Annotated in this window: 21 protein-coding genes and 1 pseudogene; 13 read left to right on the forward strand and 9 right to left on the reverse strand. The window is 65.8% G+C overall.

Translation table 11 applies throughout. The features are described from left to right. Window positions 1-233 precede the first annotated feature (233 nt). Both FFS62_RS05050 and FFS62_RS05055 read right to left on the reverse strand, forming a co-directional pair. Complete coding sequence (locus FFS62_RS05050; protein ID WP_137971705.1) at window positions 234-1,496, reverse strand: hypothetical protein; 1,263 nt, start codon at window positions 1,494-1,496, stop codon at window positions 234-236. A 98-nt stretch (window positions 1,497-1,594) separates the two neighbouring features. After that, window positions 1,595-2,062 (reverse strand): Lrp/AsnC family transcriptional regulator, encoded by a 468-nt coding sequence (locus tag FFS62_RS05055; RefSeq protein WP_137971706.1) that lies wholly within the window; start codon window positions 2,060-2,062, stop codon window positions 1,595-1,597. A gap of 198 nt (window positions 2,063-2,260) precedes the next feature. Between FFS62_RS05055 and FFS62_RS05060 the strand changes: the two genes are divergently transcribed. From FFS62_RS05060 to FFS62_RS05070, 3 genes are all read left to right on the forward strand, one after another. Beyond that, complete coding sequence (locus FFS62_RS05060) at window positions 2,261-5,728, forward strand: indolepyruvate ferredoxin oxidoreductase family protein (RefSeq protein ID WP_137971707.1); 3,468 nt, start codon at window positions 2,261-2,263, stop codon at window positions 5,726-5,728. Between the two features lie 175 nt (window positions 5,729-5,903). After that, window positions 5,904-6,956 carry a Glu/Leu/Phe/Val dehydrogenase gene (locus FFS62_RS05065; RefSeq protein WP_137971708.1) on the forward strand — a complete coding sequence of 351 codons (1,053 nt, stop codon included), beginning with the start codon at window positions 5,904-5,906 and terminating at the stop codon, window positions 6,954-6,956. A gap of 175 nt (window positions 6,957-7,131) precedes the next feature. Further along, window positions 7,132-8,535: an amino acid permease gene (locus tag FFS62_RS05070; protein WP_371920097.1), complete on the forward strand. Its 1,404-nt coding sequence runs from the start codon at window positions 7,132-7,134 to the stop codon at window positions 8,533-8,535. 74 nt (window positions 8,536-8,609) lie between these two features. Here FFS62_RS05070 and FFS62_RS23610 read toward each other — a convergent pair whose 3' ends face one another. The 3 genes and pseudogenes from FFS62_RS23610 to FFS62_RS05080 form a co-directional block, all read right to left on the reverse strand. Beyond that, complete coding sequence (locus tag FFS62_RS23610) at window positions 8,610-9,473, reverse strand: methyl-accepting chemotaxis protein (protein ID WP_371920108.1); 864 nt, start codon at window positions 9,471-9,473, stop codon at window positions 8,610-8,612. Beyond that, window positions 9,465-10,217 (reverse strand): annotated as a pseudogene (locus tag FFS62_RS23615) (HAMP domain-containing protein); the annotation flags it as partial. The gene FFS62_RS23610 and the pseudogene FFS62_RS23615, both read right to left, overlap by 9 nt. A gap of 61 nt (window positions 10,218-10,278) precedes the next feature. Continuing rightward, complete coding sequence (locus FFS62_RS05080) at window positions 10,279-11,322, reverse strand: metal-dependent hydrolase (protein WP_137971710.1); 1,044 nt, start codon at window positions 11,320-11,322, stop codon at window positions 10,279-10,281. A gap of 137 nt (window positions 11,323-11,459) precedes the next feature. On the opposite strand from FFS62_RS05080, the gene edd reads away from it, so the two are divergent. From edd to FFS62_RS05115, 7 genes are all read left to right on the forward strand, one after another. Beyond that, window positions 11,460-13,283, forward strand: a complete 1,824-nt coding sequence (edd, locus tag FFS62_RS05085; RefSeq protein WP_137971711.1) for a phosphogluconate dehydratase — start codon at window positions 11,460-11,462, stop codon at window positions 13,281-13,283. Beyond that, window positions 13,280-13,993, forward strand: coding sequence for a 6-phosphogluconolactonase (gene pgl, locus FFS62_RS05090; protein ID WP_137971712.1), 714 nt, complete (start codon window positions 13,280-13,282; stop codon window positions 13,991-13,993). The genes edd and pgl overlap by 4 nt, the downstream gene beginning before the upstream one ends. Before the next feature lie 227 nt (window positions 13,994-14,220). Then, window positions 14,221-14,643 (forward strand): YciI family protein, encoded by a 423-nt coding sequence (locus FFS62_RS05095; RefSeq protein ID WP_137971713.1) that lies wholly within the window; start codon window positions 14,221-14,223, stop codon window positions 14,641-14,643. A 10-nt stretch (window positions 14,644-14,653) separates the two neighbouring features. Next, window positions 14,654-15,076, forward strand: a complete 423-nt coding sequence (locus tag FFS62_RS05100; protein WP_137971714.1) for a VOC family protein — start codon at window positions 14,654-14,656, stop codon at window positions 15,074-15,076. Between the two features lie 448 nt (window positions 15,077-15,524). After that, the gene (locus FFS62_RS05105; protein ID WP_171016268.1) at window positions 15,525-16,904 is read left to right on the forward strand and encodes a choice-of-anchor Q domain-containing protein; all 1,380 of its coding nucleotides are present in this window, start codon (window positions 15,525-15,527) and stop codon (window positions 16,902-16,904) included. A gap of 76 nt (window positions 16,905-16,980) precedes the next feature. Continuing rightward, on the forward strand, window positions 16,981-17,394 hold the full coding sequence (gene arfB / locus FFS62_RS05110; RefSeq protein WP_137971716.1) for an alternative ribosome rescue aminoacyl-tRNA hydrolase ArfB: 414 nt from the start codon (window positions 16,981-16,983) through the stop codon (window positions 17,392-17,394). Between the two features lie 46 nt (window positions 17,395-17,440). Next, entirely contained in the window at window positions 17,441-18,415 is a 975-nt protein-coding gene (locus tag FFS62_RS05115) for a diguanylate cyclase (protein WP_137971717.1), read from the forward strand. A 204-nt stretch (window positions 18,416-18,619) separates the two neighbouring features. Here the strand turns inward: FFS62_RS05115 and phnE are convergent, their stop codons facing one another. The 4 genes from phnE to FFS62_RS05135 are packed head-to-tail and all read right to left on the reverse strand — an operon-like array spanning window position 18,620 to window position 21,850. Then, a complete protein-coding gene (gene phnE / locus FFS62_RS05120; protein ID WP_137971718.1) occupies window positions 18,620-19,387 on the reverse strand; it encodes a phosphonate ABC transporter, permease protein PhnE in 768 nt (255 codons plus the stop codon). After that, the gene (locus tag FFS62_RS05125; RefSeq protein WP_137971719.1) at window positions 19,384-20,211 is read right to left on the reverse strand and encodes an ABC transporter permease; all 828 of its coding nucleotides are present in this window, start codon (window positions 20,209-20,211) and stop codon (window positions 19,384-19,386) included. Before FFS62_RS05125 ends, phnE begins: the two co-directional genes overlap by 4 nt. Beyond that, window positions 20,205-21,002, reverse strand: coding sequence for a phosphonate ABC transporter ATP-binding protein (locus tag FFS62_RS05130; RefSeq protein ID WP_137971720.1), 798 nt, complete (start codon window positions 21,000-21,002; stop codon window positions 20,205-20,207). The genes FFS62_RS05125 and FFS62_RS05130 overlap by 7 nt, the downstream gene beginning before the upstream one ends. Continuing rightward, window positions 20,999-21,850, reverse strand: a complete 852-nt coding sequence (locus FFS62_RS05135; RefSeq protein WP_137971721.1) for a putative selenate ABC transporter substrate-binding protein — start codon at window positions 21,848-21,850, stop codon at window positions 20,999-21,001. The genes FFS62_RS05130 and FFS62_RS05135 overlap by 4 nt, the downstream gene beginning before the upstream one ends. A gap of 170 nt (window positions 21,851-22,020) precedes the next feature. Here FFS62_RS05135 and selD point away from each other — a divergent pair, with 170 nt between their 5' ends. Genes selD through FFS62_RS05150 form a run of 3 tightly spaced genes read left to right on the forward strand, consistent with a single transcriptional unit; the run spans window position 22,021 to window position 24,514 of the window. After that, on the forward strand, window positions 22,021-23,055 hold the full coding sequence (gene selD / locus FFS62_RS05140; RefSeq protein WP_137971722.1) for a selenide, water dikinase SelD: 1,035 nt from the start codon (window positions 22,021-22,023) through the stop codon (window positions 23,053-23,055). Then, window positions 23,055-24,161: a tRNA 2-selenouridine(34) synthase MnmH gene (gene mnmH / locus FFS62_RS05145; RefSeq protein WP_137971723.1), complete on the forward strand. Its 1,107-nt coding sequence runs from the start codon at window positions 23,055-23,057 to the stop codon at window positions 24,159-24,161. The genes selD and mnmH overlap by 1 nt, the downstream gene beginning before the upstream one ends. Continuing rightward, window positions 24,158-24,514: a hypothetical protein gene (locus FFS62_RS05150; protein ID WP_137971724.1), complete on the forward strand. Its 357-nt coding sequence runs from the start codon at window positions 24,158-24,160 to the stop codon at window positions 24,512-24,514. The genes mnmH and FFS62_RS05150 overlap by 4 nt, the downstream gene beginning before the upstream one ends. Window positions 24,515-24,534: the final 20 nt, after the last annotated feature.

A 24,534-nucleotide genomic window follows, 5' to 3' on the forward strand; every position in this document is an offset into this window, starting at 1 on the left:
CGAGAGGACTAGGCGTCCCCGCATAAAGGGCCATGGATGGCCCTTGTAAGCCGGCCCCCGGAGCAGCACCGGAAGGAGGGAACCCCGCCGCAGGCGGGGCCGGATGCCGGGGGGCCTTCTCTTTGGTTACTTTCTCTTGGCCAGACAAGAGAAAGTGACTCGCCGTGAGGGCGAGAGAAGAGGCCTAGTGCTGCTCAGTGGTTTGAGCAATAAATCAGTCTTTTCGGTCAGTATTAATGCGGGCTGTTTTCGTAGGGGTATCGTTGCGCGAACATTTCTAAAATTAGCTCGATTCTGTCAGTCGTTTCGCTATTTGCAAGCTGGTGCAGTCGGGCTGCTGGAATTCTTTTTATAACCGTTTCTAGCTCGGAAGCAGTGAATTCATGAGTTAGGTTGTTCATTTTTAGTGAGGCAACTATTGCATTCTGTTCGTAGGCTTGACTTCTAGTCGCTGATAGGATGCTGGTTATTAGCTCCTGCTCTAGGTGAAACGCGGTTCCTGCAGGGATATCTATTGATTTCCTGATCTTTAATTTGGTTGGTGGTATTTCTCTGTCGTCAATTATTTTGCTCGCTTGAAAGATGGCGTGAAGTGCATTGATTGCGCTTCTGCTTTTTCTGTTCGACTTTTTGTTATGCAATGAGTAAGAAGAAAAGCGAGTGGTGGTTGCTGGTGGGTGTGTGATAATTGATGGTATGTGTATATGAAGTAGACATTCAATAATGTCTGGGCGCCCGGTGAATATAGGTAGAGTGGATGTTTTTTGTCCGATTTCTCTGAGTTTGTCTTGGATTATGTCTCTTGCATGATCAGTGGTTAGTCCCATAGTCAGCCCGTTATGAGTGAATCCTAGCTTGGTAACGTCCGCCGCTATTACTCCGTACGTATGCTTCCCATCATGACTTTTTGGCATGCGTAGAAGAATTTGATCTTTAGCTTTCGCGAAATTATCTTTTAGATTTCGACTGCCTGCGATTCTTTTGCACTCAACGTAAAATGCACACTTGTCAGTTAGGGCGATTATGTCTGTGTCTGTGCTGAGGTCAACTGTACAGCCGGTCTGGCAAAAATAGCTTGCAATTCTGAGCTCAAATTGTGTGTCTCTTGACTCAGTATTTGTGTCGAGAGCGGCAAAATCGCTGCCTCTAACTATTTTTTCGATTTTTGATTCGATCCCCTTGGGTGTGTGTTTTTTTAATCCACGCAAAATCCACATGAGTTCATGGGTTTCTCTCAATAAATACAGGTGCCAATCAAGAGAGCTTTGAAATCTTGCATCATTAACATTTTTGAATATTTTGCTTTCGTCGATCTCTCTTTCTTCTGCTAGGTCGTCGAAATATTGTAAGTATCGAGCTATTCTGGTGTTGTGGGTTTTTATTCCGAGGGTGTCTATGAATTCTTTGATTGCGCGCAAATCGGCAGCGTGATCTTTGAAGCTTATTCCTGGCAGGGTTTCCTCGGGTAGCCTGTAAGAGGTATTTGCTTCGCTCACACTCTTGCTCCTTTGATTTTGCTATATGTCCATTTGTTTAGTACGTGTAGCTAGTGTATTTCACTCTGGCGCCCAGCAACCGCCAGACATTTTTATGCTCAATCCAACGGCAACTCCGTAGTCCTCTTCACCTCGCTCATCGCGATATGCGAGTGCGCCTCGTGCACATGCGGACGTTGCAGCAGGTGGTCGCGCAGGAAGCGTTCATAGTCGGCGATATCCTTGGCCACCACCTTGAGCAGGTAGTCCGAGCCGCCGGCCATGGTGTGGCACTCCAGCACCTGGGGGTAGCCGACCACCGCCTGCTCGAACTCTTCCAGGTTGCTGCGGCCGTGGGCCGATAGCTTGATGTCGACGAACACGGTGATGCCCAGGCCGAGCTTTTTCGGGTTGAGCAGGGCGACCTTGCGTTCGATCAGCCCTTCTTCCTGCATGCGGTGGATGCGTCGCCAGCAGGGCGATTGCGACAGTTCCACCTTCTCGGCGATCTCGGCGGCGGAGAGGTCGGCGTTGTGTTGCAGCAGGCGCAGAATGCGCCGGTCGATAGAGCTCAGATTTTCCTGCATGATTTTTTCTCTTTATTGGTCATGGCGGAATAACTCATGCGCAGTATCCCGCTTGTAGCCCGAAAAAAGAAAGAAAATCCCAGAACCCCTCGGTCATAGTCTTGGCCATACGACCCGCTGCGGTGATCCCGCGGCAGGGTTAATCGGCGACCTCCAAGAAAGGTCGCGTCGCTCACACAAGAATAAAAGGAGCGCACCATGTCTCTGGCCGAAATCCGCCTGGACGACAAGTACCGTGTAGCCACAGGTCAGCTGTACCTCACCGGCACCCAGGCCCTGACCCGCCTGCCGATGCTGCAGAAGCAGCGCGATACCGCCTTCGGTCTCAATACCGCCTGCTTCATCTCCGGGTACCGGGGCTCACCCCTGGGCAACCTGGACAAGAGCCTGTGGGAGGCCAAGCAGTTCCTCCAGGAAAACCACATCCACTTCCAGCCCGGCGTCAACGAAGAGCTGGGCGCCACCGCCGTGTGGGGCAGCCAGCAGGCCAACCTGTTCCCCGGCGCGCGCTACGACGGCGTGTTCGCCATGTGGTACGGCAAGGGTCCGGGCGTGGACCGCTGCGGCGACGTGTTCAAGCACGGCAACTCGGCCGGCGTGGCCGAGAAGGGCGGCGTGCTGGTGCTGGCCGGCGACGACCATGGCTGCAAGTCCTCGACCATCGCGCACCAGAGCGAGCATGCCTTCATTGCCGCGTCGATGCCGGTGCTGAATCCGGCCAACGTCCAGGAAATCCTCGACTACGGCATCATCGGTTGGGAGCTGTCGCGCTACAGCGGCTGCTGGGTGGCGCTGAAGACCATTGCCGAGAACGTCGATTCGTCGGCCGTGGTGGAAGTCGACCCGCTGCGCGTCCAGATTAAACTGCCGACCGACTTCCAGCTGCCGGAAGACGGCGTGCACATCCGCTGGCCGGACCCGCCCCTGGCCCAGGAAAAGCGCCTCAACCAGTACAAGATCTATGCCGCCCGGGCCTTCGCCCTGGCCAACAACCTCGACCAGATCAAGCTGGATTCGCCCAACCCGCGTCTCGGCATCATCACCACCGGCAAGTCCTATCTGGACGTGCGCCAGGCGCTGAACGACCTGGGCCTGGACGACGAGCTGTGCGCCCAGGTCGGCCTGCGTGTGCTGAAGATCGGCATGAGCTGGCCGCTGGAGCCGGTGTCCGTGCACAACTTCGCCGAAGGCCTGGACGAGATCCTGGTGGTCGAGGAGAAGCGCAGCATCATCGAGGACCAGCTCACCGGCCAGCTGTACAACTGGCCGGTCGGCAAGCGCCCGCGGGTGGTCGGCGAGTTCGACGAGGAGGGCAACTCGCTGCTGCCTAACCTGGCCGAGCTGACTCCGGCGATGATCGCCCGGGTGATCGCCAAGCGCCTGGCGCCGATCTACACCAGCGCCACCATCGAAGAGCGCCTGGCCTTCCTGGCGGCCAAGGAAGCCGCGCTGGCCGCACCGAAGCACGACACCAAGCGCACTCCGCACTTCTGCTCCGGTTGCCCGCACAACAGCTCCACCCAGTTGCCGGAAGGCAGCCGCGCCCTCGGCGGTATCGGCTGCCACTACATGACCCAGTGGATGGATCGGCGTACCGACACCTTCACCCAGATGGGCGGGGAGGGTGCTACCTGGATCGGCCAGGCGCCGTTCACCGACACCAAGCACGTGTTCCAGAACCTCGGCGACGGCACCTACTTCCACTCCGGCCAGCTGGCCCTGCGTGCGGCCGTGGCCTCCGGGGTCAACATCACCTACAAGATCCTCTACAACGATGCGGTGGCCATGACCGGCGGCCAGCCCATCGACGGGGAGCTGCGTATCGACCAGCTCAGCCAGCAGGTCTACGCCGAGGGCGTTAAGCGCATTGCGCTGGTCTCGGACGAGCCGGACAAGTACCCGACCCGCGCCACCTTCGCGCCCATCGTCACCTTCCACCATCGTCGTGAGCTGGACGCCGTGCAGCGCGAGCTGCGCGAGATCAAGGGCACCTCGGTGATCCTCTACGACCAGACCTGCGCCACCGAGAAGCGTCGCCGCCGCAAGCGCGGCAAGCTGGTCGACCCAGCCAAGCGCGCCTTCATCAACCCGGCCGTGTGCGAGGGTTGCGGCGACTGCAGCGTGAAGTCCAACTGCCTCTCCGTGCTGCCGCTGGAGACCGAACTGGGGCGCAAGCGCGAGATCGACCAGAACGCCTGCAACAAGGACTTCTCCTGCGTCGAGGGCTTCTGCCCGAGCTTCGTCACCGTGCACGGCGGTGGCCTGCGCAAGCCCGAGGCAGTAGGTGCCAAGGCGCTGTTCGTGGCCCTGCCGGAGCCGCGCCAGCCGGAACTTTCGCGGCCCTGGAACATCCTCCTGCCGGGTGTCGGCGGCAGCGGCGTGACCACCGTCGGCGCCCTGCTGGGCATGGCCGCGCACCTGGAAGGCAAGGGCTGCACCGTGCTCGACCAGGCTGGCCTGGCGCAGAAGTTCGGCCCGGTGATCAGCCACATCCGCATCGCCGCCAAGCAGGACGACATCTACGCCGTGCGCATCGCCGCCGGCGAGACCGACCTGCTGCTGGCGTGCGACCTGGTGGTGGCGGCCGGCGAGGAATCCCTGGCCAAGCTCAACGACAAGATCGCCAACGCCGTGGTCAACAGCCACGAGGCGGCCACCGCCGAGTTCACCCGCAACCCGGACGCCCAGGTGCCCGGCGCGGCCATGCACGAGGCGCTGGTGGAAGCGGTGGGCGAGAGCAAGACCCACTTCGTCGACGCCACCCGCCTGGCCACCGCGCTGCTCGGCGATACCATCGCCAGCAACCTGTTTATGCTCGGCTATGCGTATCAGAAGGGCCTGGTGCCGGTGTCCGCCGAGGCCATCGACAAGGCTATCGAGCTCAACGGCGTGTCGATCAAGCTCAACCAGCAGGCCTTCCTCTGGGGCCGTCGCGCGGCCCATGACCTGGCCGCCGTGGAGCAGCTGGCCAAGCCGAAGAACCCCGAGGCGCCGCGCTGCGAGAGCTTCGACGAGATCGTCGCCGACCGCATGGCTCGTCTCACCGCCTACCAGGACGCCGCCTACGCCCAGCGCTACCTGGACCTAGTGACCCGCGTGCGCCAGGCCGACAGCGGTGCCGATCAGGCCCTGAGCCGAGCCGTGGCGCGTTACTACTTCAAGCTGCTGGCCTACAAGGACGAGTACGAGGTGGCGCGCTTGTACAGCGAGCCGGCCTTCCGTCAGCGTCTTGAGGCCCAGTTCGAGGGCGACTACCAGCTGCAGTTCCACCTGGCGCCGAGCTGGCTGGCCAAGCCCGACCCGCGCACCGGCGCACCGATCAAGCGCACCTTCGGGCCCTGGATGCTCAAGGCCTTCGCCGTACTGGCGCGCTTCAAGTTCCTGCGCGGCAGTGTGATCGACCCGTTCGGCCACAGCGCCGAGCGCAAGGTCGAGCGCGAGCTGATCGGCGAGTACGAGGAGCTGGTCGAGCTGCTGCTCAAGGAGCAACGCCCGGATAACTACCGCACCGCGGTGGCCCTGGCCGAGCTGCCGGAGCAGATCCGCGGCTACGGCCACGTCAAGGAACACGCCCTGGTCAAGGTCCGTGAGCAGGCCGAGCAGCTCAAGGCTCGCCTGCTGGTCAGCGAGATCTCCGCCGTCCAGCTGTTCGAACCCGCGGCCTGATCGAACCCCCTCCGGAGCCAAACCACCCCTCTCCCTTTGGGAGAGGGGCAGGGGTGAGGGACGCCCAGGCGCCTGGCAGCCCCTCATCCGGCCTTCGGCCACCTTCTCCCAGGGGGAGAAGGCTATCCGTGCCCACCCAACATTGCGTATCCAACAAGAACATCAAGGAATTCCCATGCCCGTCTTCACCCATATCGACTTCGACCACCACGAACAGGTGGTCTTCGGCCACGACCAGGCCAGCGGCCTCAAGGCCATCATCGCCGTGCACGACACCACCCTCGGTCCGGCCCTGGGCGGCTGCCGCATGTGGAACTACGCCAGCGACGAGGAGGCCCTGCGCGACGTGCTGCGCCTGTCCCGCGGCATGACCTACAAATCCGCCCTGGCGCGCCTGCCGCTGGGCGGCGGCAAGGCGGTGATCATCGGTGACCCGCGCAACGGCAAGACCGAGGCGCTGTTCCAGGCCATGGGCGATTTCGTCGACAGCCTCGGCGGGCGCTATATCACCGCCGCCGACTCCGGCACCGGCGTGGCCGAGATGCAGATCATGGCCGAGCGCACCCGCCACGTGGCTGGCGCCGGCCAGCGCGAGGCCATCGGCGGCGGCACCCGTGATGGCGATCCGTCGCCGGCCACCGCCTATGGCGTGTTCGTCGGCATTCGCTCGGCCGTGCGCCATCGCCTCGGTCGCGACGATCTCAACGGCCTCACGGTGGCCATCCAGGGCGTTGGTCAGGTCGGTTTCGGCCTGGCCAGGCACCTCAAGGACGCCGGCGCCGAGCTGTGGGTGACCGATATCCATGAAGCCAACCAGCGCCGCGCCGTGGAGCAGCTGGGCGCCCGCGCTGTGGGCCAACAGGAGATCTTCGGCCTCGACGTGGACGTGTTCGCCCCCTGCGCCCTGGGTGCGATCATCAACCCGCAGACCCTGGAAGCGCTGCGCGCGCCGATCATCGCCGGCGCCGCCAACAACCAGCTGGCCAGCGCTGAGCTAGCCGAACAGCTGCGCCGTCGCGACTGCCTGTATGCGCCGGACTACGCGATCAACGCCGGCGGCATCATCGACGTGTGCTACGAGCGCACCGGCGGCAGCGCCGAGCAGCTGAAGGCGCATATCGAGGGCATCGAGGCGACCCTGGACGAGATCTTCCAGCGCTCCAAGGCCGAGGGTGCTACCACTACTGCAGTGGCTGACCGCATGGCCCAGGAGCGCCTGGGCCGTTAAGCGTACCGGCAAGCCGGCCCAAAGCCCTCGGGTGTATACTCGCCGCGCCCCGGCGCCCAAGGCCTGCGGGCCACGGCCAATAGCCACGACCCCTGCCGCCGGACCACGAGCCCGGCGGCATACTTCGACAGACAGGTGATCCCATGCCTTGCCTTTCCCTGCGGAGCGCTCGCTGATGTCCGAGCAGCTGCACACCGGCCCGCTCAAGCGCGGCCTGAAGAATCGCCATATCCAGCTGATCGCCCTCGGTGGCGCCATCGGCACCGGCCTGTTCCTCGGCTCGGCCGGGGTGCTGCAGAGCGCCGGCCCGTCGATGATCCTGGGCTATGCGATAGGCGGCTTCATCGCCTTCCTGATCATGCGCCAGCTCGGCGAGATGATCGTCGAGGAGCCGGTCGCCGGCTCCTTCAGCCACTTCGCCCATAGCTACTGGGGCCCGTTCGCCGGCTTCCTGTCCGGCTGGAACTACTGGGTGCTCTACGTGCTGGTGGGCATGGCCGAGCTCACGGCGGTGGGCAAGTACGTGCAGTACTGGTACCCGGACATTCCCACCTGGGCCACGGCGGCGGCGTTCTTCGTGCTGATCAACCTGATCAACCTGGTCAACGTGAAGGCCTTTGGCGAGACCGAGTTCTGGTTCGCCATCATCAAGGTGGTGGCGATCATCGGCATGATCCTGCTCGGCGGCTATCTGCTGCTCAGCGGCGCCGGCGGTGAGCAGGCCAGCGTCAGCAACCTGTGGAGCCACGGCGGCTTCTTCCCCAACGGTATCTCCGGGCTGGTGATGATGATGGCGATCATCATGTTCAGCTTCGGCGGCCTGGAGCTGGTGGGCATCACCGCCGCCGAGGCCGACCAGCCGAAAACGGTGATCCCCAAGGCGATCAACCAGGTGGTCTGGCGCATCCTGATCTTCTACATCGGCGCGCTAACCATCCTGCTCTCGCTGTACCCGTGGGACAGCCTGGTGCAGACCCTCACCGCCGGTGGCGACTCCTACGGCAGCAGCCCGTTCGTGCAGATCTTCTCGCTGATCGGCGAGGACACCGCCGCGCATATCCTCAACTTCGTGGTGCTCACCGCCGCGCTGTCGGTCTACAACAGCGGCGTGTACTGCAACAGCCGCATGCTCTACGGCCTGGCCGAGCAGGGCGATGCACCCAGGGCGCTGATGAAGGTCAACGCCCGTGGCGTGCCGGTGCTGGCCATCGGCCTGTCGGCCCTGGTGACGCTGCTCTGCGTGCTGGTCAACTACCTGGCGCCGAAGAGCGCGCTGGAGCTGCTGATGTCGCTGGTGGTGGCGTCCCTGGTGATCAACTGGGCGATGATCAGTCTGGCCCACCTGAAGTTCCGCAAGGCCATGGTCGCCAAGGGCGTGCAGCCGAGCTTCAAGGCGTTCTGGTTCCCCTTCGCCAACTACCTGTGCCTGGCCTTCGTGCTGTTCATCCTCGGCGTGATGCTGATGATCCCCGGCATCAAGGTCTCTGTGTACGCCATCCCGTTCTGGCTGCTGTTCCTCTGGGCCTGCTACCGCATCAAGCTGGCGGCCGGCAGCGCGCCGCTGGCCAGCCAGGGGTGATCCCGGTGGTATGAAAAAAGCCCGGCCTAGGCCGGGCTTTTTCTTGACTGTTCGCCTACGCGCTATCTCAGCCGTCAGGTCTGGAACTGCAAGACCGAGTTCTGCATGCTGCGCGCCACGCTGTCCAGGCGCTGGGCGGCGGCGGCCAGTTCGCCCACCGTCTGGCTGTTCTGCTGCGACATGCGGGCGATCTGCTCGACGCGCTGGGCCACCTCGCTGCTGGCCTTGCTCTGCTCGCCGATGGTGTGGGAAATCTCTTCCACCACCGAGGCCGCGCGCTGGGCGCCGCCGCGGATCTCGCTGATCGACTCGCCGGCCTGGCGCGCCAGGTTGACCCCGTCGTTCACCCGCGTCACCCCGGCCTGCATGCTGTTCACCGCCTGCGTCGTGCTGTTGCGGATGCGCTCGATCATGCCGGTGATTTCCTGGGTCGACTGGGCGGTGCGCGCGGCCAGGTTGCGCACCTCGTCGGCCACCACGGCGAAGCCGCGCCCGGCCTCGCCGGCCCGCGCCGCCTCGATGGCAGCGTTGAGGGCGAGGAGGTTGGTCTGTTCGGCGATGCTGTTGATCACCTGGATGATCGAGTGGATCTCCTCGGATGACTGGCCCAGCGCGGTGATGGTGCTGGAGGACTCGTTGACCGCCTCGGCGATGCGGCTCATGCCGTCCACCACGCCGAGAATCACCTGGCCGCCGCTGCTGGCCAACTGCTCGGACTGGGACGAGATGTCCTTGGCGTTGCGCGCGTGGTCGGCGATCTGCGCGATGTTCTGGATCATCTGCTCCATGGCTGCGGCCATGCTGGTGGCGTTGTCCGATTCCTCGCGCGAGCTGTGCACGATGCTCTGCGAGGCGCCGCTCAGGTGCTGGGCGGTGCTCTGCAGCTGCTCGCTCTCGCGGCGGATGGTCTCGATCATCTGCCGCAGGTAGTTCTGCATGTCGGCCAGGGACTGCTGCAGCTGGCCGGCCTCGTCGTTGCTTTCGATCTGGATGCTGCTGCGCAGGTTGCCCTGGGCGATGGCGCGGGCCACGGCCATGGTCTTGCCCAGCGGCCGCAACACGGTCTTCATCAGGTGGCTGGTGAGCAGGCCCAGCAGCAGGCACACCAGCAGGATGCCGCTGATCAGCAGCCACGCCGCTTTCTCGGTGGCCGCGCTGCTGTCGCTGCGCACCTGGCTGGCGTGCTGCTCGATCAGTTCGCTGAGCGCTTCGTTCTTCTCTTCCAGCTCGCCGAAGCTCTGCTCGAAGGCCGCCATCTCGGCGCGTGCCGCCTGCGGGTCCTGCAGGGCCAGGCCGACGATGCGCTCGGCCTGGGCGATGTAGGCATTGAGCGCCGGCTGCGACTGGCCGATGGCGCGGCGGATTTCCTCGCTCAGCGGCAGCTCGGCATTGGCCGCCATGGTGCGCTGGAACCACTGGCTGTGCTCGCGCAGGTCGGCGCGCACTTGCTCGGCGGCGGCCGTGTCGCCGGGCGGGGCGTAGAAGGCGGCGAGCACGTCGGCGCGCAGGGCGTCGTGCATCATGTCGCCCTCCAGATGGTTGCGCAGGGCGCTGACGCTCAGCTCGCTGCTGGCGATCACCTCGGCCAGGCGCATCTGCCCCCAGTAGCCGACGCCACCGAGCAGGGCGGCGGCGACCACGCTGACGGCGCCGCAGGCGATCATTTTCTGGCGGATGTTCATGCTGCTGTCTCCGACTGCCGGCTTTCCGTCAAGCCTAGCCCAGGGGCAGCGGCCGACGTACTCAGGGTTTTCCTTGCAGAGCGCTGGCCCAGCTCAGTAGTTCCACTGGCTCGGCCTGGTCCCAGATCCTGCGCCAGAGCACCAGCAGCTGTTCCGGCTCGCCACGGTTGAACGGCAGGCGATCCACCACCGGCAGCGGTCGCCAGCGGCCGCCACGGTGCTCGGCGAAGATGAAGCGGAACGGGTGGTAGCCGGTCATGCCCAGGCGCAGGTCGGTGACGATCAGCTCGTTGCCGATCCGGTCGTAGCGCAGCACGCCGTGGGTGAACCACTGCAGGCGCTGGTGCTGCGGCGAATTCTCCAGCAGCTCGGCCAGCTGCGCGCCACGGGGGATGCGTTCGAGCCGGGGCGGACGGTCGTCGAACCAGCTCACCAGCGCCTCGTGGTAGTCGCTGCCATCGACCACGGTGACCCGCCACAACAGGCTGTTGAACGGGGTGGGCGTGCTGAAGAGCACGTCGGCCTGGATGCCGCGTTCGGCCAGCACGTCCTGCACGCGCTGCTCGGCCATCCATTTGCCGGCCAGGGTGCTGGCCAGGTAGACGCTGGACAGGCCCAGCGCGGTGATCGCCAGCCACTGCGGTTTGTCACGCAGGCCACGCACCAGGCCGACGATCACCGCCACCAGCAGCGGCACGGTGTACAGCGGGTCGATGATGAACACCGAGGACCAGGCCACGGGCGGTGTCTGCAGTGGCCAGAACAGCTGGGTGCCATAGCTGGTGAAGGCGTCCAGCAATGGATGGGTGATCAGCGCCAGCCAGATGGCGAGGAACAGCCGGCGCGTCGAATAGGCCGGGTTGGGCCTGAGCCAGCGGGCGAGGGCGGTGAACAGCACGGCGAGGATGCTCAGCACCAGCAGCGAGTGGCTGAAGCCGCGGTGGTAGGTCATGTCGGCCACGGCGTCGCCGTAGTCGATGATCACGTCGAGGTCGGGCAGGGTGCCGAGCATGGCGCCGTAGAGCAGGGCGCGCCGGCCCTGCCAGCGGCCGAGCAGGGCGCCCTGGATGCTGGCGCCGAGTACCGCCTGGGTGATCGAGTCCATGAGCCTTCTCGCAAGGAAAACCAGGCGGCTAACTTAGCGCCGGGCGCGGCGGGCGGCAGCCGGGAAATTCCGACGAAAGATTTCAACTGCAGGCGGGGTTACAGTGTCGGTATTGCAAAGCCCCCAGGAGCCTTCCCATGCATCCGCGCGTCCTCGAAGTCACCGAGCGCCTGATCGAGCGCAGCCGTGCCACCCGCCAGCGCTACCTGGCGATGATCGCCGCGGCCGCCGACCAGGGCCCGCAGCGCGGCAAGCTGCAGTGCGCCAACTTCGCCCACGGCGTGGCCGGCTGCAGCGGCGCGGACAAGCAGACCCTGCGCCTGCCCGATGCGGTCAACGTGGCCATCGTCACCGCCTACAACGACATGCTCTCGGCGCACCAGCCCTATGAGGACTACCCGCAGCGGATCAAGGCGGCGCTGCATGAGGTCGGTTCGGTCGGCCAGGTGGCCGGCGGCGTGCCCGCCATGTGCGACGGCGTGACCCAGGGCGAGCCGGGCATGGAGATCGGCATCGCCAGCCGCGAGACCATCGCCATGTCCACCGCCGTGGCGCTGTCGCACAACATGTTCGACGCCAACCTTTGTCTGGGCATCTGCGACAAGATCGTCCCCGGCCTGCTGGTCGGCGCCCTGCGCTTCGGCCACCTGCCGACCATTTTCGTGCCGGCCGGGCCGATGCCCTCGGGGCTGTCCAACAAGGAGAAGGCCGAGGTGCGCGAGCGCTACGCCGAGGGCAAGGCCAGCCGCGACGAGCTGCTCGCCTCGGAAATGGCCGCCTACCACAGCCCCGGTACCTGCACCTTCTACGGCACCGCCAACACCAACCAGATGCTGATGGAGATCATGGGCCTGCACCTGCCGGGCGCCTCCTTCGTCAACCCGGGCACGCCGCTGCGCGATGCCCTGACCCGCGAGGCGGCGCAGCAGGTGGTGCGCCTGACCCGCCAGGGCGGGCAGTTCCTGCCGCTCGGCGAGATCATCGACGAGCGCGCGCTGATCAACTCGGTGGTGGCGCTACATGCCACCGGCGGCTCGACCAACCACACCCTGCACCTGCCGGCCATCGCCCAGGCCGCCGGCATCCAGCTGACCTGGCAGGACATGGCCGAGCTGTCCGAGGTGGTGCCTACCCTGGCCCACGTCTATCCCAACGGCAAGGCCGACATCAATCACTTCCACGCCGCCGGCGGCACCGCGCTGCTGATCCGCGAGCTGCTCGACGCCGGCCTGCTGCACGAGGACGTCGCCACCGTGGCCGGCCGCGGTCTGCGTCGCTACACCCAGGAGCCGTTCCTCGACGGCGAGCGCCTGGTCTGGCGCGAAGGCGCCGCGGTCAGCCTGGATACCAGCATCCTGCGTCCGGTGGCGCAGCCGTTCTCCGCCGAGGGCGGCCTCAGCCTGCTGCAGGGTAACCTGGGGCGCGGGGTCATGAAGCTCTCCGCCGTGGCGCCGGAGCGCCATGTGATCGAGGCGCCGGCGCGGGTGTTCCATGACCAGCAGCAGCTGGCCGACGCCTTCCAGGCCGGCCAGCTGGATTGCGACTTCGTCGCCGTGGTGCGCTTCCAGGGCCCGCGCTGCAACGGCATGCCCGAGCTGCACAAGCTCACGCCGTTCCTCGGTGTGCTGCAGGATCGCGGGCACAAGGTCGCGCTGGTCACCGACGGGCGCATGTCCGGCGCCTCCGGCAAGGTGCCGGCGGCCATCCATATCTGCCCCGAAGCCTTCGACGGCGGCCCGCTGGCCAAGGTGCGCGACGGTGACCGCATTCGTATCGACGGCCGCAACGGCGAGCTGCAGGTGCTGGTCGATGCGGCCGAATGGGAGGCCCGCGAGCTGGCCACGCCGCCGCCGGCGGAAATCGGCTGCGGCCGCGAGCTGTTCGCCTTCATGCGCGCCGCCTTCAGTCCGGCGGAGCAGGGTGCCAGCGCCTTCACCGCCAGCCTGAGCGCCTTGCGATGAGCCTGGCCTCGCTGCAGATGCCGCTCGGCGTGCCGGGCTACCAGTACGAGACGCCGGCGCTGATGGCCGAGGCCCTGGCCGAGCAGGTGGCCGAAGGTCTGCGTGGGGCGGTGCAGGAGCGCGGCCGGGCGCTGCTGGTGGTCTCCGGTGGGCGCAGCCCCGTGGCATTCTACGAATGCCTGGCGCGCCTGGAGCTGCCCTGGAGCAAGGTCCAGGTGAGCCTGGCCGACGAGCGCTGGGTGCCGCCCAGCCATGCCGACAGCAACGAGGCGCTGGTACGTCGCCATCTGCTGCAGGGGCCGGCGGCCCAGGCGACCATGCTCGGCCTGTATCACCCGGCGCAGAGCCTGGACGAGGCCGCGCGCCTGGCCGAGCAATCCGTGGCCGGGCTGCCGCCTATCGATGTGCTGGTGCTGGGCATGGGTGACGACGGCCACACCGCGTCGCTGTTTCCCGCTAGCCCCAACCTGGCGCAGGCGCTGCGTGACGATTGCCCGCGCCGGCTGCTGGCGATGCACGCACCCGCCGCGCCACACGAGCGCCTCAGTCTGACCCTGCCAGCGCTGACTGGCGCACATCTGCAGCTGTTGGCCATTCAGGGGTCGACCAAGCTGGCCGTGCTGACTCGTGCCCTGCAGCCGGGGCCGCTCGAGGAGCTGCCGATTCGCGCGCTGCTGCGCCCGCCGTTGCAGATTCACTGGTGCCCTTAGCCCGGATGCAACCCGGGGACGCGGGCGACTCCGATCCCGGATTGCATCCGGGCTACAGGGCTGGCTGGGTATTCCCTCTCCCATAGCCGGGCAGCTCGTGGATGCAAGCCACGGTGGGTTGACCATTTGGTTGAAATTTTTTTCGTGCCCCTGTCGATCTGCTTCACTGTCGTTCGACCAATGGACAGACCCGCCATTGTGGCGGGCGCCAATCAGGGAGAACGACGATGCGTTTCATGGTGATAGTCAAGGCCACTGCCGATTCGGAAGCCGGTGTGATGCCCAGCGAGGAGCTGCTGGCGGCCATGGGCCAATACAACGAGGAGCTGGTGGCGGCCGGCGTGATGAAGGCCGGCGAGGGCCTGCACCCGAGCAGCAAGGGCGCGCGCGTGCGCTTCTCCGGCGCCAACCGCAGCGTGATCGACGGCCCGTTCGCCGAGACCAAGGAGCTGATCGCCGGCTTCTGGCTGTGGGAAGTGGCCTCGCTGGCCGAGTGCATCGAGTGGGTCAAGCGTTGCCCCAACCCGATGCCGGGCGACAGCGAGATCGAGATCCGCCAGATCTTCTCGGCCGAGGACTTCGGCGAGGAATTCACCCCGGAGCTGCGTGAACAGGAAGAGCGCCTGCGCGCCCGGATTGCCGCGGAATAAGGAGACCCAGATGAACATCCACGCCTACCTGATTTTCGACGGCCAGTGCGCCGATGCCTTTCGCTTCTACGCCGAGGTGCTGGGCGGCGAGCTGCTGATCATGCCCTTCGAGGGCAGCCCGGCCTGCGCCGATGTGGCGGCGGAGCACCGCGACCGCACCATGCACGCCAGCCTCAACCGCGACGGCCAGCTGCTGATGGGCTCAGACACCATGCCCGGCGACGCCCACGACGGTATCAAGGGCTGCCACATCTCGATCCAGGCCGACGACCTGGCGCATGCCGATCGCCTGTACCGCGCACTGTCGGCCCAGGGCTCGGTGCAGATGGAGCTGCAGAAGACGTTCTGGGCCGAGGGCTTCGCCATGCTCACCGACCGCTTCGGCGTGCCATGGATGATCAACTTCTCCGGCGATTGCCAGGTGCCGGCCTGAGTCCAGCCCGTCGAGCCTCGCCTGCGGCGGGGCTCGAGGCGCCTGCCCCTTGTTCCGTTTTCTTTTGAACCGGTGGGCTGGGCTTCGCCATGCCCTGGATGATCAATTCCGTGAAGGTCGCTGGACATCAGAGGTTGCATGGTGTCATCGCTGCCGCCCCAGCCATCTGCTGCGTCTACTCAGCAGAAAGCCTTTCGGATGAAAGGTCCTCCCTGACCGGGTGTCCGGTCTAACCTACCCCCGTGGCACAGCTGTCCGGCTTTTGCCCCTCGTAGCTAGTTCTTTCCTGTTGGCCTCGATGCTTTCTCTGCGGAAGCTTCGTTTTGTCCGCCGCTGTTCATAGCGTTACGACATGGCCTTTCTTTCGCTTCCACCGTTCGGCTCGGAGGCGCGGCCCCTTGATAGCCGACGTCCCAGATGGGACAGCCTACCCAGAGAGGCTGAAATCATGCGCTTTTCATCGATCCTTATCTCCGTGGCGCTCTACCTGAGTGCTACGGCAGCCCATGCGGCAGTTTTCATCGTTACCAAGACCACCGACAGCCTGGATGGCGCCTGCGCGGCCGATTGTTCCCTGCGTGAAGCCGTGGTTGCGGCGAATGCGGCGTCGGGCAAGAGCGTCATCCATCTGCAAGCCGAAACCTACGTGCTGATGCTGCCGGCGGGGCGTGCCTGGGATGGTGAGTCCTTCGACGAGGATGAGAATCTCAACGGCGATCTGGATGTTACCGGCACGCTGAAGATCATTGGCCAAGGCAGGGACGTCACCGTGATCAGTGGTTCGCCGGAGGCCTATGACCGGTTGTTCGACGTGCTGCCAGGGGCGAAGCTGATGCTAGAGAAACTGCGCTTGACCGACGGCCATACCACTTTCTACGGTGGCGCGCTCCAGAATGCCGGGGAGGCGGTGCTGCGGGACGTCGACGTGTTCGACAACGAAGCTGTCTCGCGAAAGTACCGCGGCTCCGGCGATCGGGGTTTCGGCGGCGGCATCGCCAATTTCAGCAGCCTGGAAGTCCATGACTCGACGCTGCGTGACAACAACTCCGACGGCCGCGATATCCATGCGTTCATCGGGGGCGGAGGGGCTATCTACAACACCGCGAATCTGAAGGTGCGTGGCTCGACTATCAGTGGTAATCAAGCGAACTCAAGCATCTTCGTCGACCCCGATCCATGGGGCGTTGGCGGTGCCATCTGGAACGACGGGGGTACCACCAGCATTGGCGGGAGTACCTTCATTGCCAACGAGTCGCCTGCAGCCGTGATTACCAATTCGAGCGGGCAGATGAAGATATTCAATAGCACCATCAGCGGTAATCTCAGAACGCAAGCGGCTGTGAACAATGGACTGAATCCTCTGCCCAGGCACGAGCCACCCCCGCGCCAGGCTTTCATGCAGCTGGTGAACGTGACCATTGCCGACAACCGCACCGAAGGACTGGTGAACAACGACGTGATGCTGGTGCGCAACAGCTTGATCATTGGCAACGGCTACGACCCGTTCTCGGGTGGTTATAGGGACTGCAAGAACAACAACCATGCCGAATTCACTGGCCTGGGCGTGCTACTCGGCAGCGACTCGCTGGGCTGCACGGGAGAAGTAATCGTGCCCAGCGCCAACGCCCTGGCCACCGTGCTGTACCCCCTGGCAGACAACAATGGTCCCACGCAGACCCATGCACTGCGCCCCGACAGTCCGGCGCTGGATGCCGGCCTCGGCAGTTGTGCCGAGATCGATCAGCGGGGACTGGGGCGCCCGCGTGACGGCAACGGCGATGGTCTGCCGGTATGTGACCTGGGAGCCTACGAACGGGCCTATCCCTGATCGGCAGGGAGCATCCGCGTCGGTTTTCCAGTCGGGTATGCTGGGCACCCATTTCTCCTGCAGCGCCTGATGCCCCATGCTGGTGATCTCCAACAGCGTCCATCTGCCCGACGACGAAGTCGAGCTGACCGCCATCCGCGCCCAGGGTGCGGGCGGGCAGAACGTCAACAAGGTCTCCAGTGCCGTGCACCTGCGTTTCGACAGCCAGGCCTCGTCGCTGCCGCCGTTCTACAAGCAGCGCCTGTTGGAGCTGCACGACAGGCGCATCACCGAAGGCGGCGTGGTGATCATCAAGGCCCAGCAGTACCGCACCCAGGAACAGAACCGCGCCGACGCCCTGGAGCGCCTGGCCGAGCTGATCCGCAATGCCGGCAAGACCGAGAAGGCGCGTCGCCCGACCAAACCGACCCTGGGCTCGAAGAAGCGCCGCCTGGAAGGCAAGAGCAAGCGCGGGGCGATCAAGGCCGGGCGTGGCAAGGTGGACTACTGAGGCAAACCGGCATAGCTTCTGCGCTATTGCCCTCGGAAGTACCGCCATGCTCGATCCCATCCAGCCCAAGCCGGACGACCACGCCGTCTACAAGACCCTGCTCGAGTCGACCAAGGCGATTCCCTGGAAGATCGACTGGAAGAGCATGACCTTCGCCTACATCGGCCCGCAGATCGAGCCGTTGCTGGGCTGGACCCAGCAGAGCTGGATCAGCGCCAACGACTGGGCCGAGCGCATCCACGAGGAAGACCGCGGGCGCGTGGTCAACTTCTGCATCGCCCAGTCGCAGAGCGGCATCGACCACGAGGCCGATTACCGGGCGCTGACCGCCGACGGCCGCTACGTGTGGATCCGCGATGTGGTACATGTAATGCGCGACGCCAACGGCGAGACCGAGGCGCTGGTCGGCTTCATGTTCGATATCAGCGAGCGCAAGAAGACCGAGGAGCAGCTGCTGGCTCTGCAGAAACAGCTGGAGGAGTACTCCTACAAGGACGGCCTGACCGGCATCAACAACCGGCGCATGTTCGACTCGATCCTCGATATCGAGTGGGGCAACGCCCAGCGCACACGGCGGCCGCTGTCGCTGATCCTGCTGGATATCGACTTCTTCAAGCAGTTCAACGACCACTACGGCCATATCCGCGGCGACGATTGCCTCAAGCGCATCGGCCAGGCCCTGCAGGGCGCCGCGGCGCGCCCGCGCGACTGCGTGGCGCGCTTCGGCGGCGAGGAGTTTGTGCTGGTGCTGCCGGAGACCGACGGCGAGTCGGCGAAGAAGATCGCCGAACGCTGCCGCAAACTGGTGCGCAAGGAGCAGATCGCCCACGAGCAGTCCAACGTGGCGCAGCTGGTGACCGTCAGCCTGGGCGTCGGCACCATCATCCCCGAGGCCCACGACACGCCGCTGGCCTTTATCGAGGCGGTCGACCGCCTGCTCTACCAGGCCAAGCAGCAGGGCCGCGACCGCCTGCTGCATGGGCATTGCGGTGGCGGCGAAGCGGACGCCTGCCAGGCCTGAGTTCGGTTTGTTGCCGGGCAGCGCTCTGCGTAGCCCGGATGCAATCCGGGAGGGCAGGCGGTTCCGCCCCGGATGACATCCGGGCTACCGGCTGGAGAGCAGGCAGCTCCGCCCTTGCGTAGGGTGGTCTCGGAGCGAAGCGACAGCCCACCAGCGGAGCTCACCAATAGCACCCGCCCGGAAGCACTCGGCGGATAAGTAGCGTTAAGCCCGCACCCAGCGCTGCCGCGTCCAGCCGCTCAACGCATCCACCGCGAACACCAGCACCAGCATCGCCAGGATCACCGTGCTGGCCTGGGCCTCCTGGAACAGGCTGAGGCTGACGTAGAGCATCTGCCCCAGGCCGCCGGCGCCGACGAAGCCGAGCACGCTGGCCATGCGGATATTGTTTTCCCAGCGGTACAGCGAATAGGCCAAGAGCTGCGGCCACAGGTTGGGCAGGGTGCCGTAGCAGAAGGCTGCGACTTGGCCGCCGCCCTGCAGGCGAATCGCCTCGGCTGGCGCCGTGGGCGTGTTCTCCAGCGCCTCGGCGAACAGTCGGCCGAGTACGCCGGCCGTATGCAGCGCCAGGGCCAGGGTGCCGGCGTTGGGGCCAAGGCCGGCGGCCAGCACCATCAGCGCCGCCCACACCAGCTCGGGAATCGCCCGCAGGCCATTGAGCAGCAGGCGCACCAGACCCTGGGCCAAGCCGCCGAAGCGCCCAGCTGCCGGCAGCGCCAGGAGCAGACCGAGCACAGCGGCGAGCAGAGTGCCGAGGGCCGACATGGCCAGGGTCTCCAGCGCGCCACGGCCGATGGCCAGCAGGTGTCCGCCGCTCAGGTCCGGCTGCAGGAAGCGAGCGGCGTAATCGGTCATGTGCCGCAGGTTGTCCGTCTGCCCCAGCGCGGCCAGGTCCAGGCCCAGGTAGGCGAAGGAGGCGACCACTGCGGCGAGAATCGCCAGCAGCAGGGCGAGGTTGACCAGTCTGTTCATGTCAGCCTCCCGCGCAGCACACGGCTCAGCGCGTCGGCCAGCAGCACCAGGAGCAGGAAGGTCAGCAGCATGCTGGCCACCTCGCCGCCGGCGAACATGCGCAGCGACAGGTCGATCTGCTGGCCCAGGCCGCCGGCGCCGACGAAGCCCATCACCACCGAGGCGCGAATCGCGCATTCCCAGCGGTACACGGTGTAGGAGGTCAGCTCGGCGGCGGCATTCGGCAGCAGGCCGTAGACGAAGGCGGCCAGCCGGCCGCTGCCGCCCTGCAGCAGGGCGTGCATGGGGCGCTGGTCGACCGACTCGAGGATTTCCGCATAGACCTTGCCGAGCATGCCGGCGTAGGTGATGGCGATGGCCAGCACCCCGGCGGTGGGGCCGAGGCCGACGGCGCGGACGAACAGCAAGGCCCAGACGATCTCCGGCACGCTGCGCAGGAATATCAGCAACCCGCGCACCGGCCAACGCAGGGCCTGGCCCAGCGCACTGGGGCGACCGCCACGCGAGGCCGCCGACAGAGACAGGGCGCGGCTGGCAGCCAGGCCGGCGGGAATCGCCACCAGTAGTGCCAGGGCCATGCCGGCGGTGGCGATGGCCAGGGTTTGCAGGGTGGCCTGCAGCAGCAGGTCGAGGAACTCGGCGTTGTGCGCCGGCGGCCAGAAGGCGGCGACGAAGCGGCCCATCTCGCTCTGGCTGTCGGCCTGCAGCAGCACGCCGGGGTTCAGCTCGGCGAGCCGGATGCCCGGCCACAGCAACGCCACGGCCAGCACCGTCAGCAGCAGCCGGGGTAGGGCGGCGGGGTCGCGGCTGTCAGATCTCAGCATCGCGGGATCTGCAGGGTCAGGGTCACCGCCGGCGCCTGTGGCGACACCAGCTGCTCGTTGGCGTAGAGGGCGTCGAGCAGCTCCTGGGTGACTTCGCCGGCCGGGCGGTCGAAGGCGATGCGGCCTTCGCGCACGCCGACGATGCGCGGGAAGTGCGCCAGGGCCAGCTCCACCGCGTGCAGGCTGGCGACCAGGGTCACGCCACGCGCCTCGGCATGCCGGCACAGCACGCTCAGGGTGTGGTCGGCGAGCACCGGGTCCATGGCCGACACCGGTTCGTCGGCCAGCAGCAGCTCGGGATCCTGGTACAGCGCGCGGGCGATGCCGACGCGCTGCAGCTGGCCGCCGGAGAGCTGCTGGCACTGGGCGAACAGCTTGTCGGTCAGGTCCAGGCGGGCGAGGACGTCACTGGCACCGGGAATATCGACGGGGTGCAGCAGGTTGAGCAGGCTCCTGCCCAGGCCCCACTGGCCGAGCTTGCCGGCCAGCACGGCGGTGACCACCCGTTGCCGCGGGGGCAGCGGCGGCGCCTGGTGGATCAGGCAGATGCGTGTGCGCAGCTGCTGACGGGCGCGAGCGGAGAGCTGCCAGGGATTCTGTCCCAGCAGCTCCACGCTACCGCCGCCGGGCTGCAGGGCGCTGGCCAGCAGGCCGAGCAGGCTGGACTTGCCGGCGCCGGACGGGCCGATGATGGCGACTCGCTCGCCGGATGCAATGGCCAGGTCCACGCCGCGCAGGGCGTGGACTCCATTGCCGTGCTGCAGGTCGGCGCCGGTGAGGCGCAGGCTCATTTCAGCAGGTCGGCGGCGCGGGCGGCGTCCTCGATGCCCTTGTAGTTCTCAGGCTTGGTCTCGATGAAGCGGCTGGCGGCCTGCAGGTCGAGGATCGCCTTGTGTTGCGGGTTGGCCGGGTCGAGGGCGAGGAAGGCCTGCTTGATCTTCTCGGCCAGGGCCGGGTCGAGGGTGCCGCGCACGGTCCAGTTGTAGTCGTAGTAGGCCGGAGTGGTGGCGAAGACCTTGACCTTGCTGGTGTCGACCTTGCCGGCGGCGACCAGCTTGTCCCACACGCTGGCGTTGAGCACGCCGCCGTCGACCTTGCCGGCCTGGACCCAGGCGGCGGTGGCGTCATGGGCGCCGGAGTAGCCGATGCGGCTGAAGTAGGTTTCCGGCTTGATGCCGTCCTTCAGCATGAAGTAGCGCGGCATCAGGCTGCCGGAAGTGGAGGAGATGGAGCCGAAGGCGAAGGTCTTGCCCTTGAGGTCGGCCAGCGATTTCACGTCCGGATTGGCGGTGATGAACTTGCTGGTGAACTGGGCGTCCTGCTCGCGCTGTACCAGCGGGATGGCGTTACCGGTCTTCAGGCGTACCTGAACGAAGGTGAAGCCGCCGAGCCAGGCCAGGTCCAGACGGTCGGTGGCCAGGGCCTCGACCACCGCCGGATAGTCGGCGACCGGGACGAACTCGACCTTCATGCCCAGTTGCTGCTCCAGGTACTCGCCCAGCGGCTTGAACTTGCGCAGCAGTTCGGTGGGCGCCTCGTCGGGGATGGCGCTGACCTTCAGCACGTCGGCGGCATGGATGGTCAGGGCGGACAGGGACAGGGCAAAGCCGGCGGCGAGCGCCAGGGTACGCTTGAGCATGAAGATTCTCCGGTTCAATAGCGGAAAAGGTTCGAAGGGGCCGGCCAGCCGTGGCTGCGCCTGCGCTCCGTCAGGGTAGTAGAAAGCCGGGGATTATATGGGCGACCGGAGCAAAGAACAGCTTTGCTAGAATCCGCGGCCTGTTTTCCGATTTGCCGAGAGCGTTGCCGATGAGCGAGCCGATTCGTTTGACCCAGTACAGCCACGGTGCCGGCTGCGGCTGCAAGATTTCCCCCAAGGTGCTGGAAGTGATCCTCGCCGGCAGCGGTGCGCAGAACCTCGACCCCAAGCTGTGGGTCGGCAACGCCTCGAAGGACGATGCGGCGGTTTACGCCCTGGACGAGGAGCGCGGTGTGGTCTCCACCACCGACTTCTTTATGCCGATCGTCGATGATCCGTATGACTTCGGCCGCATCGCCGCCACCAACGCCATCAGCGACATCTACGCCATGGGTGGCGACCCGCTGATGGCCATCGCCATCCTCGGCTGGCCGGTGAACCTGCTGCCGCCGGAAGTGGCCCGCGAGGTGATCCGTGGTGGCCGCGCCGTGTGCGACGCCGCCGGCATCCCGCTGGCCGGCGGCCACTCGATCGACGCGCCGGAGCCGATCTTCGGCCTGGCCGTGACCGGCGTGGTCGAGAAGAAGCACATGAAGCGCAACGACACCGCCAGCGCCGGCTGCAGGCTGTACCTGAGCAAGCCGCTGGGCATCGGCATCCTCACAACCGCCGAGAAGAAGGCCAAGCTGCGCGAGCAGGATGTGGGCCTGGCGCGTGACTGGATGTGCACCCTGAACAAGCCCGGCGCGCGCTTTGGCAAGCTGGCTGGCGTGCAGGCGATGACCGATGTCACCGGCTTCGGCCTGCTCGGCCACCTGGTGGAGATGGCCGACGGCGCCGGCCTGACCGCCCAGCTGGTGTACGCCGCCGTGCCGCGCCTGCCGGGTGTCGACTACTACCTGGCCGAGGGCTGCGTGCCCGGCGGCACCCTGCGCAACTTCGACAGCTACGGCGAAAAGATCGCGCCGATCTCCGCGGCCCAGCGCGACCTGCTGTGCGACCCGCAGACCAGTGGCGGTCTGCTGGTGGCCGTGGCTCCCGAGGGCGAAGCCGAGTTCCTCAGTGTGGCCGCCGAGCTGGGCCTGGACCTGGCGCCGATCGGCCAACTGATCGAGCGACAGAGCCACGCGGTAGAGGTGCTGTGATGCGCGACAACACCACCGACTACCGCCAGCTGTTTCTCGACGACGTCCCCATGATGGATATGCGCGCCCCGGTGGAATTCACCAAGGGCGCCTTTCCGCACACCGTCAGCCTGCCGCTGATGACCGACATCGAACGGCAGAAGGTCGGCACCTGCTACAAGCAGCACGGCCAGCAGGCGGCCATCGAACTGGGCCACCAGCTGGTCTCGGGCAAGGTCAAGGCCGCACGCGTCGAGGCCTGGGCGGCCTTCGCCAAGGCCAACCCGAACGGCTACCTGTACTGCTTCCGCGGCGGCCTGCGCTCGCAGATCGTCCAGCAGTGGCTCGCGGACGCCGGGGTCGACTACCCGCGAGTGATCGGCGGCTACAAGGCCATGCGCACCTTCCTGATCGAGACGCTGGACAGCGCCGTGGCCGAGTGCGACTTCGTCATCGTCGGTGGCATGACCGGCACCGGCAAGACCGAGGTGGTGGCCGCCCTGGACAACAGCATCGACCTGGAAGGCCACGCCAATCACCGTGGCTCCAGCTTCGGCAAGCGCGCCACCGGCCAGCCGTCGCAGATTGACTTCGAGAACCGCCTGGCCGTCGACCTGCTCAAGCGCCGCGCGCGCGGCCAGCAGCAGTTCGTGCTGGAGGACGAGAGCCGCCTGATCGGCACCTGCTCGCTGCCGCTGGCGCTGCACCAGGGCATGCAGCAGTTCCCCATGGTCTGGCTGGAGGACAGTGTCGAGGGGCGCGTCGAACGCATCCTCAAGGACTACGTGACCGGCCTTTCCGCCGAGTTTCTCGCCGTGCATGGCGAGGAGCAGGGCTTCGCGCTGTTCGCCGCGCGCATGCTGCAGAGCATGGACAATATCCAGAAGCGCCTGGGTGGCGAGCGCCACGCGCGGCTGCGCGACCTCCTGCAGCAGGCGCTGGACGAGCAGGCACGCAGCGGCGCGGTGGAGCTGCACCGCGGCTGGATCGAGGGCCTGCTCAGCGAGTACTACGACCCAATGTACGTCTACCAGCGCGAGAGCAAGTCCGCGCGCATCGAATTCGCCGGCGAGCACGATGCGGTGCTGGCCTATCTGCGCGAACGCGCACCACGGAGCAAGGCATGAAACTCAAAGACCATCCAGACGCCCTGGACTGCACCCTGTACCGCCCGGACGAGAACGATCCGGACGCCGAGGAACTGGAGCTGGGCGACGGCCATGTGCTGTTCGAAGGCGCCTTCGAGGCCCCGGCCGAGTGGGACGCCGCTGAGCGCGAGGACTATTTCGATGGCAGCGATCCGGCGCTGTTCTTCACCGCGCGCATCGAGAGTCCGGCCAAGGCCGACAGCAACGACTGGTTCGTTGCCGAGCCCGGCGACTACGTGGCGGTGGTGCGTGGCATGAAGGTGGAGATGTACTACGTCTACGACCAGGCCGACCGCAGCTATGTGCTGATTCGCGACGACCAGCTGGACTGATCGGATCGACAAGAAAAACG

Origin of the sequence: Pseudomonas sp. F(2018) (genome assembly GCF_005508865.1) — a bacterium.
Classification (GTDB): domain Bacteria; phylum Pseudomonadota; class Gammaproteobacteria; order Pseudomonadales; family Pseudomonadaceae; genus Aquipseudomonas.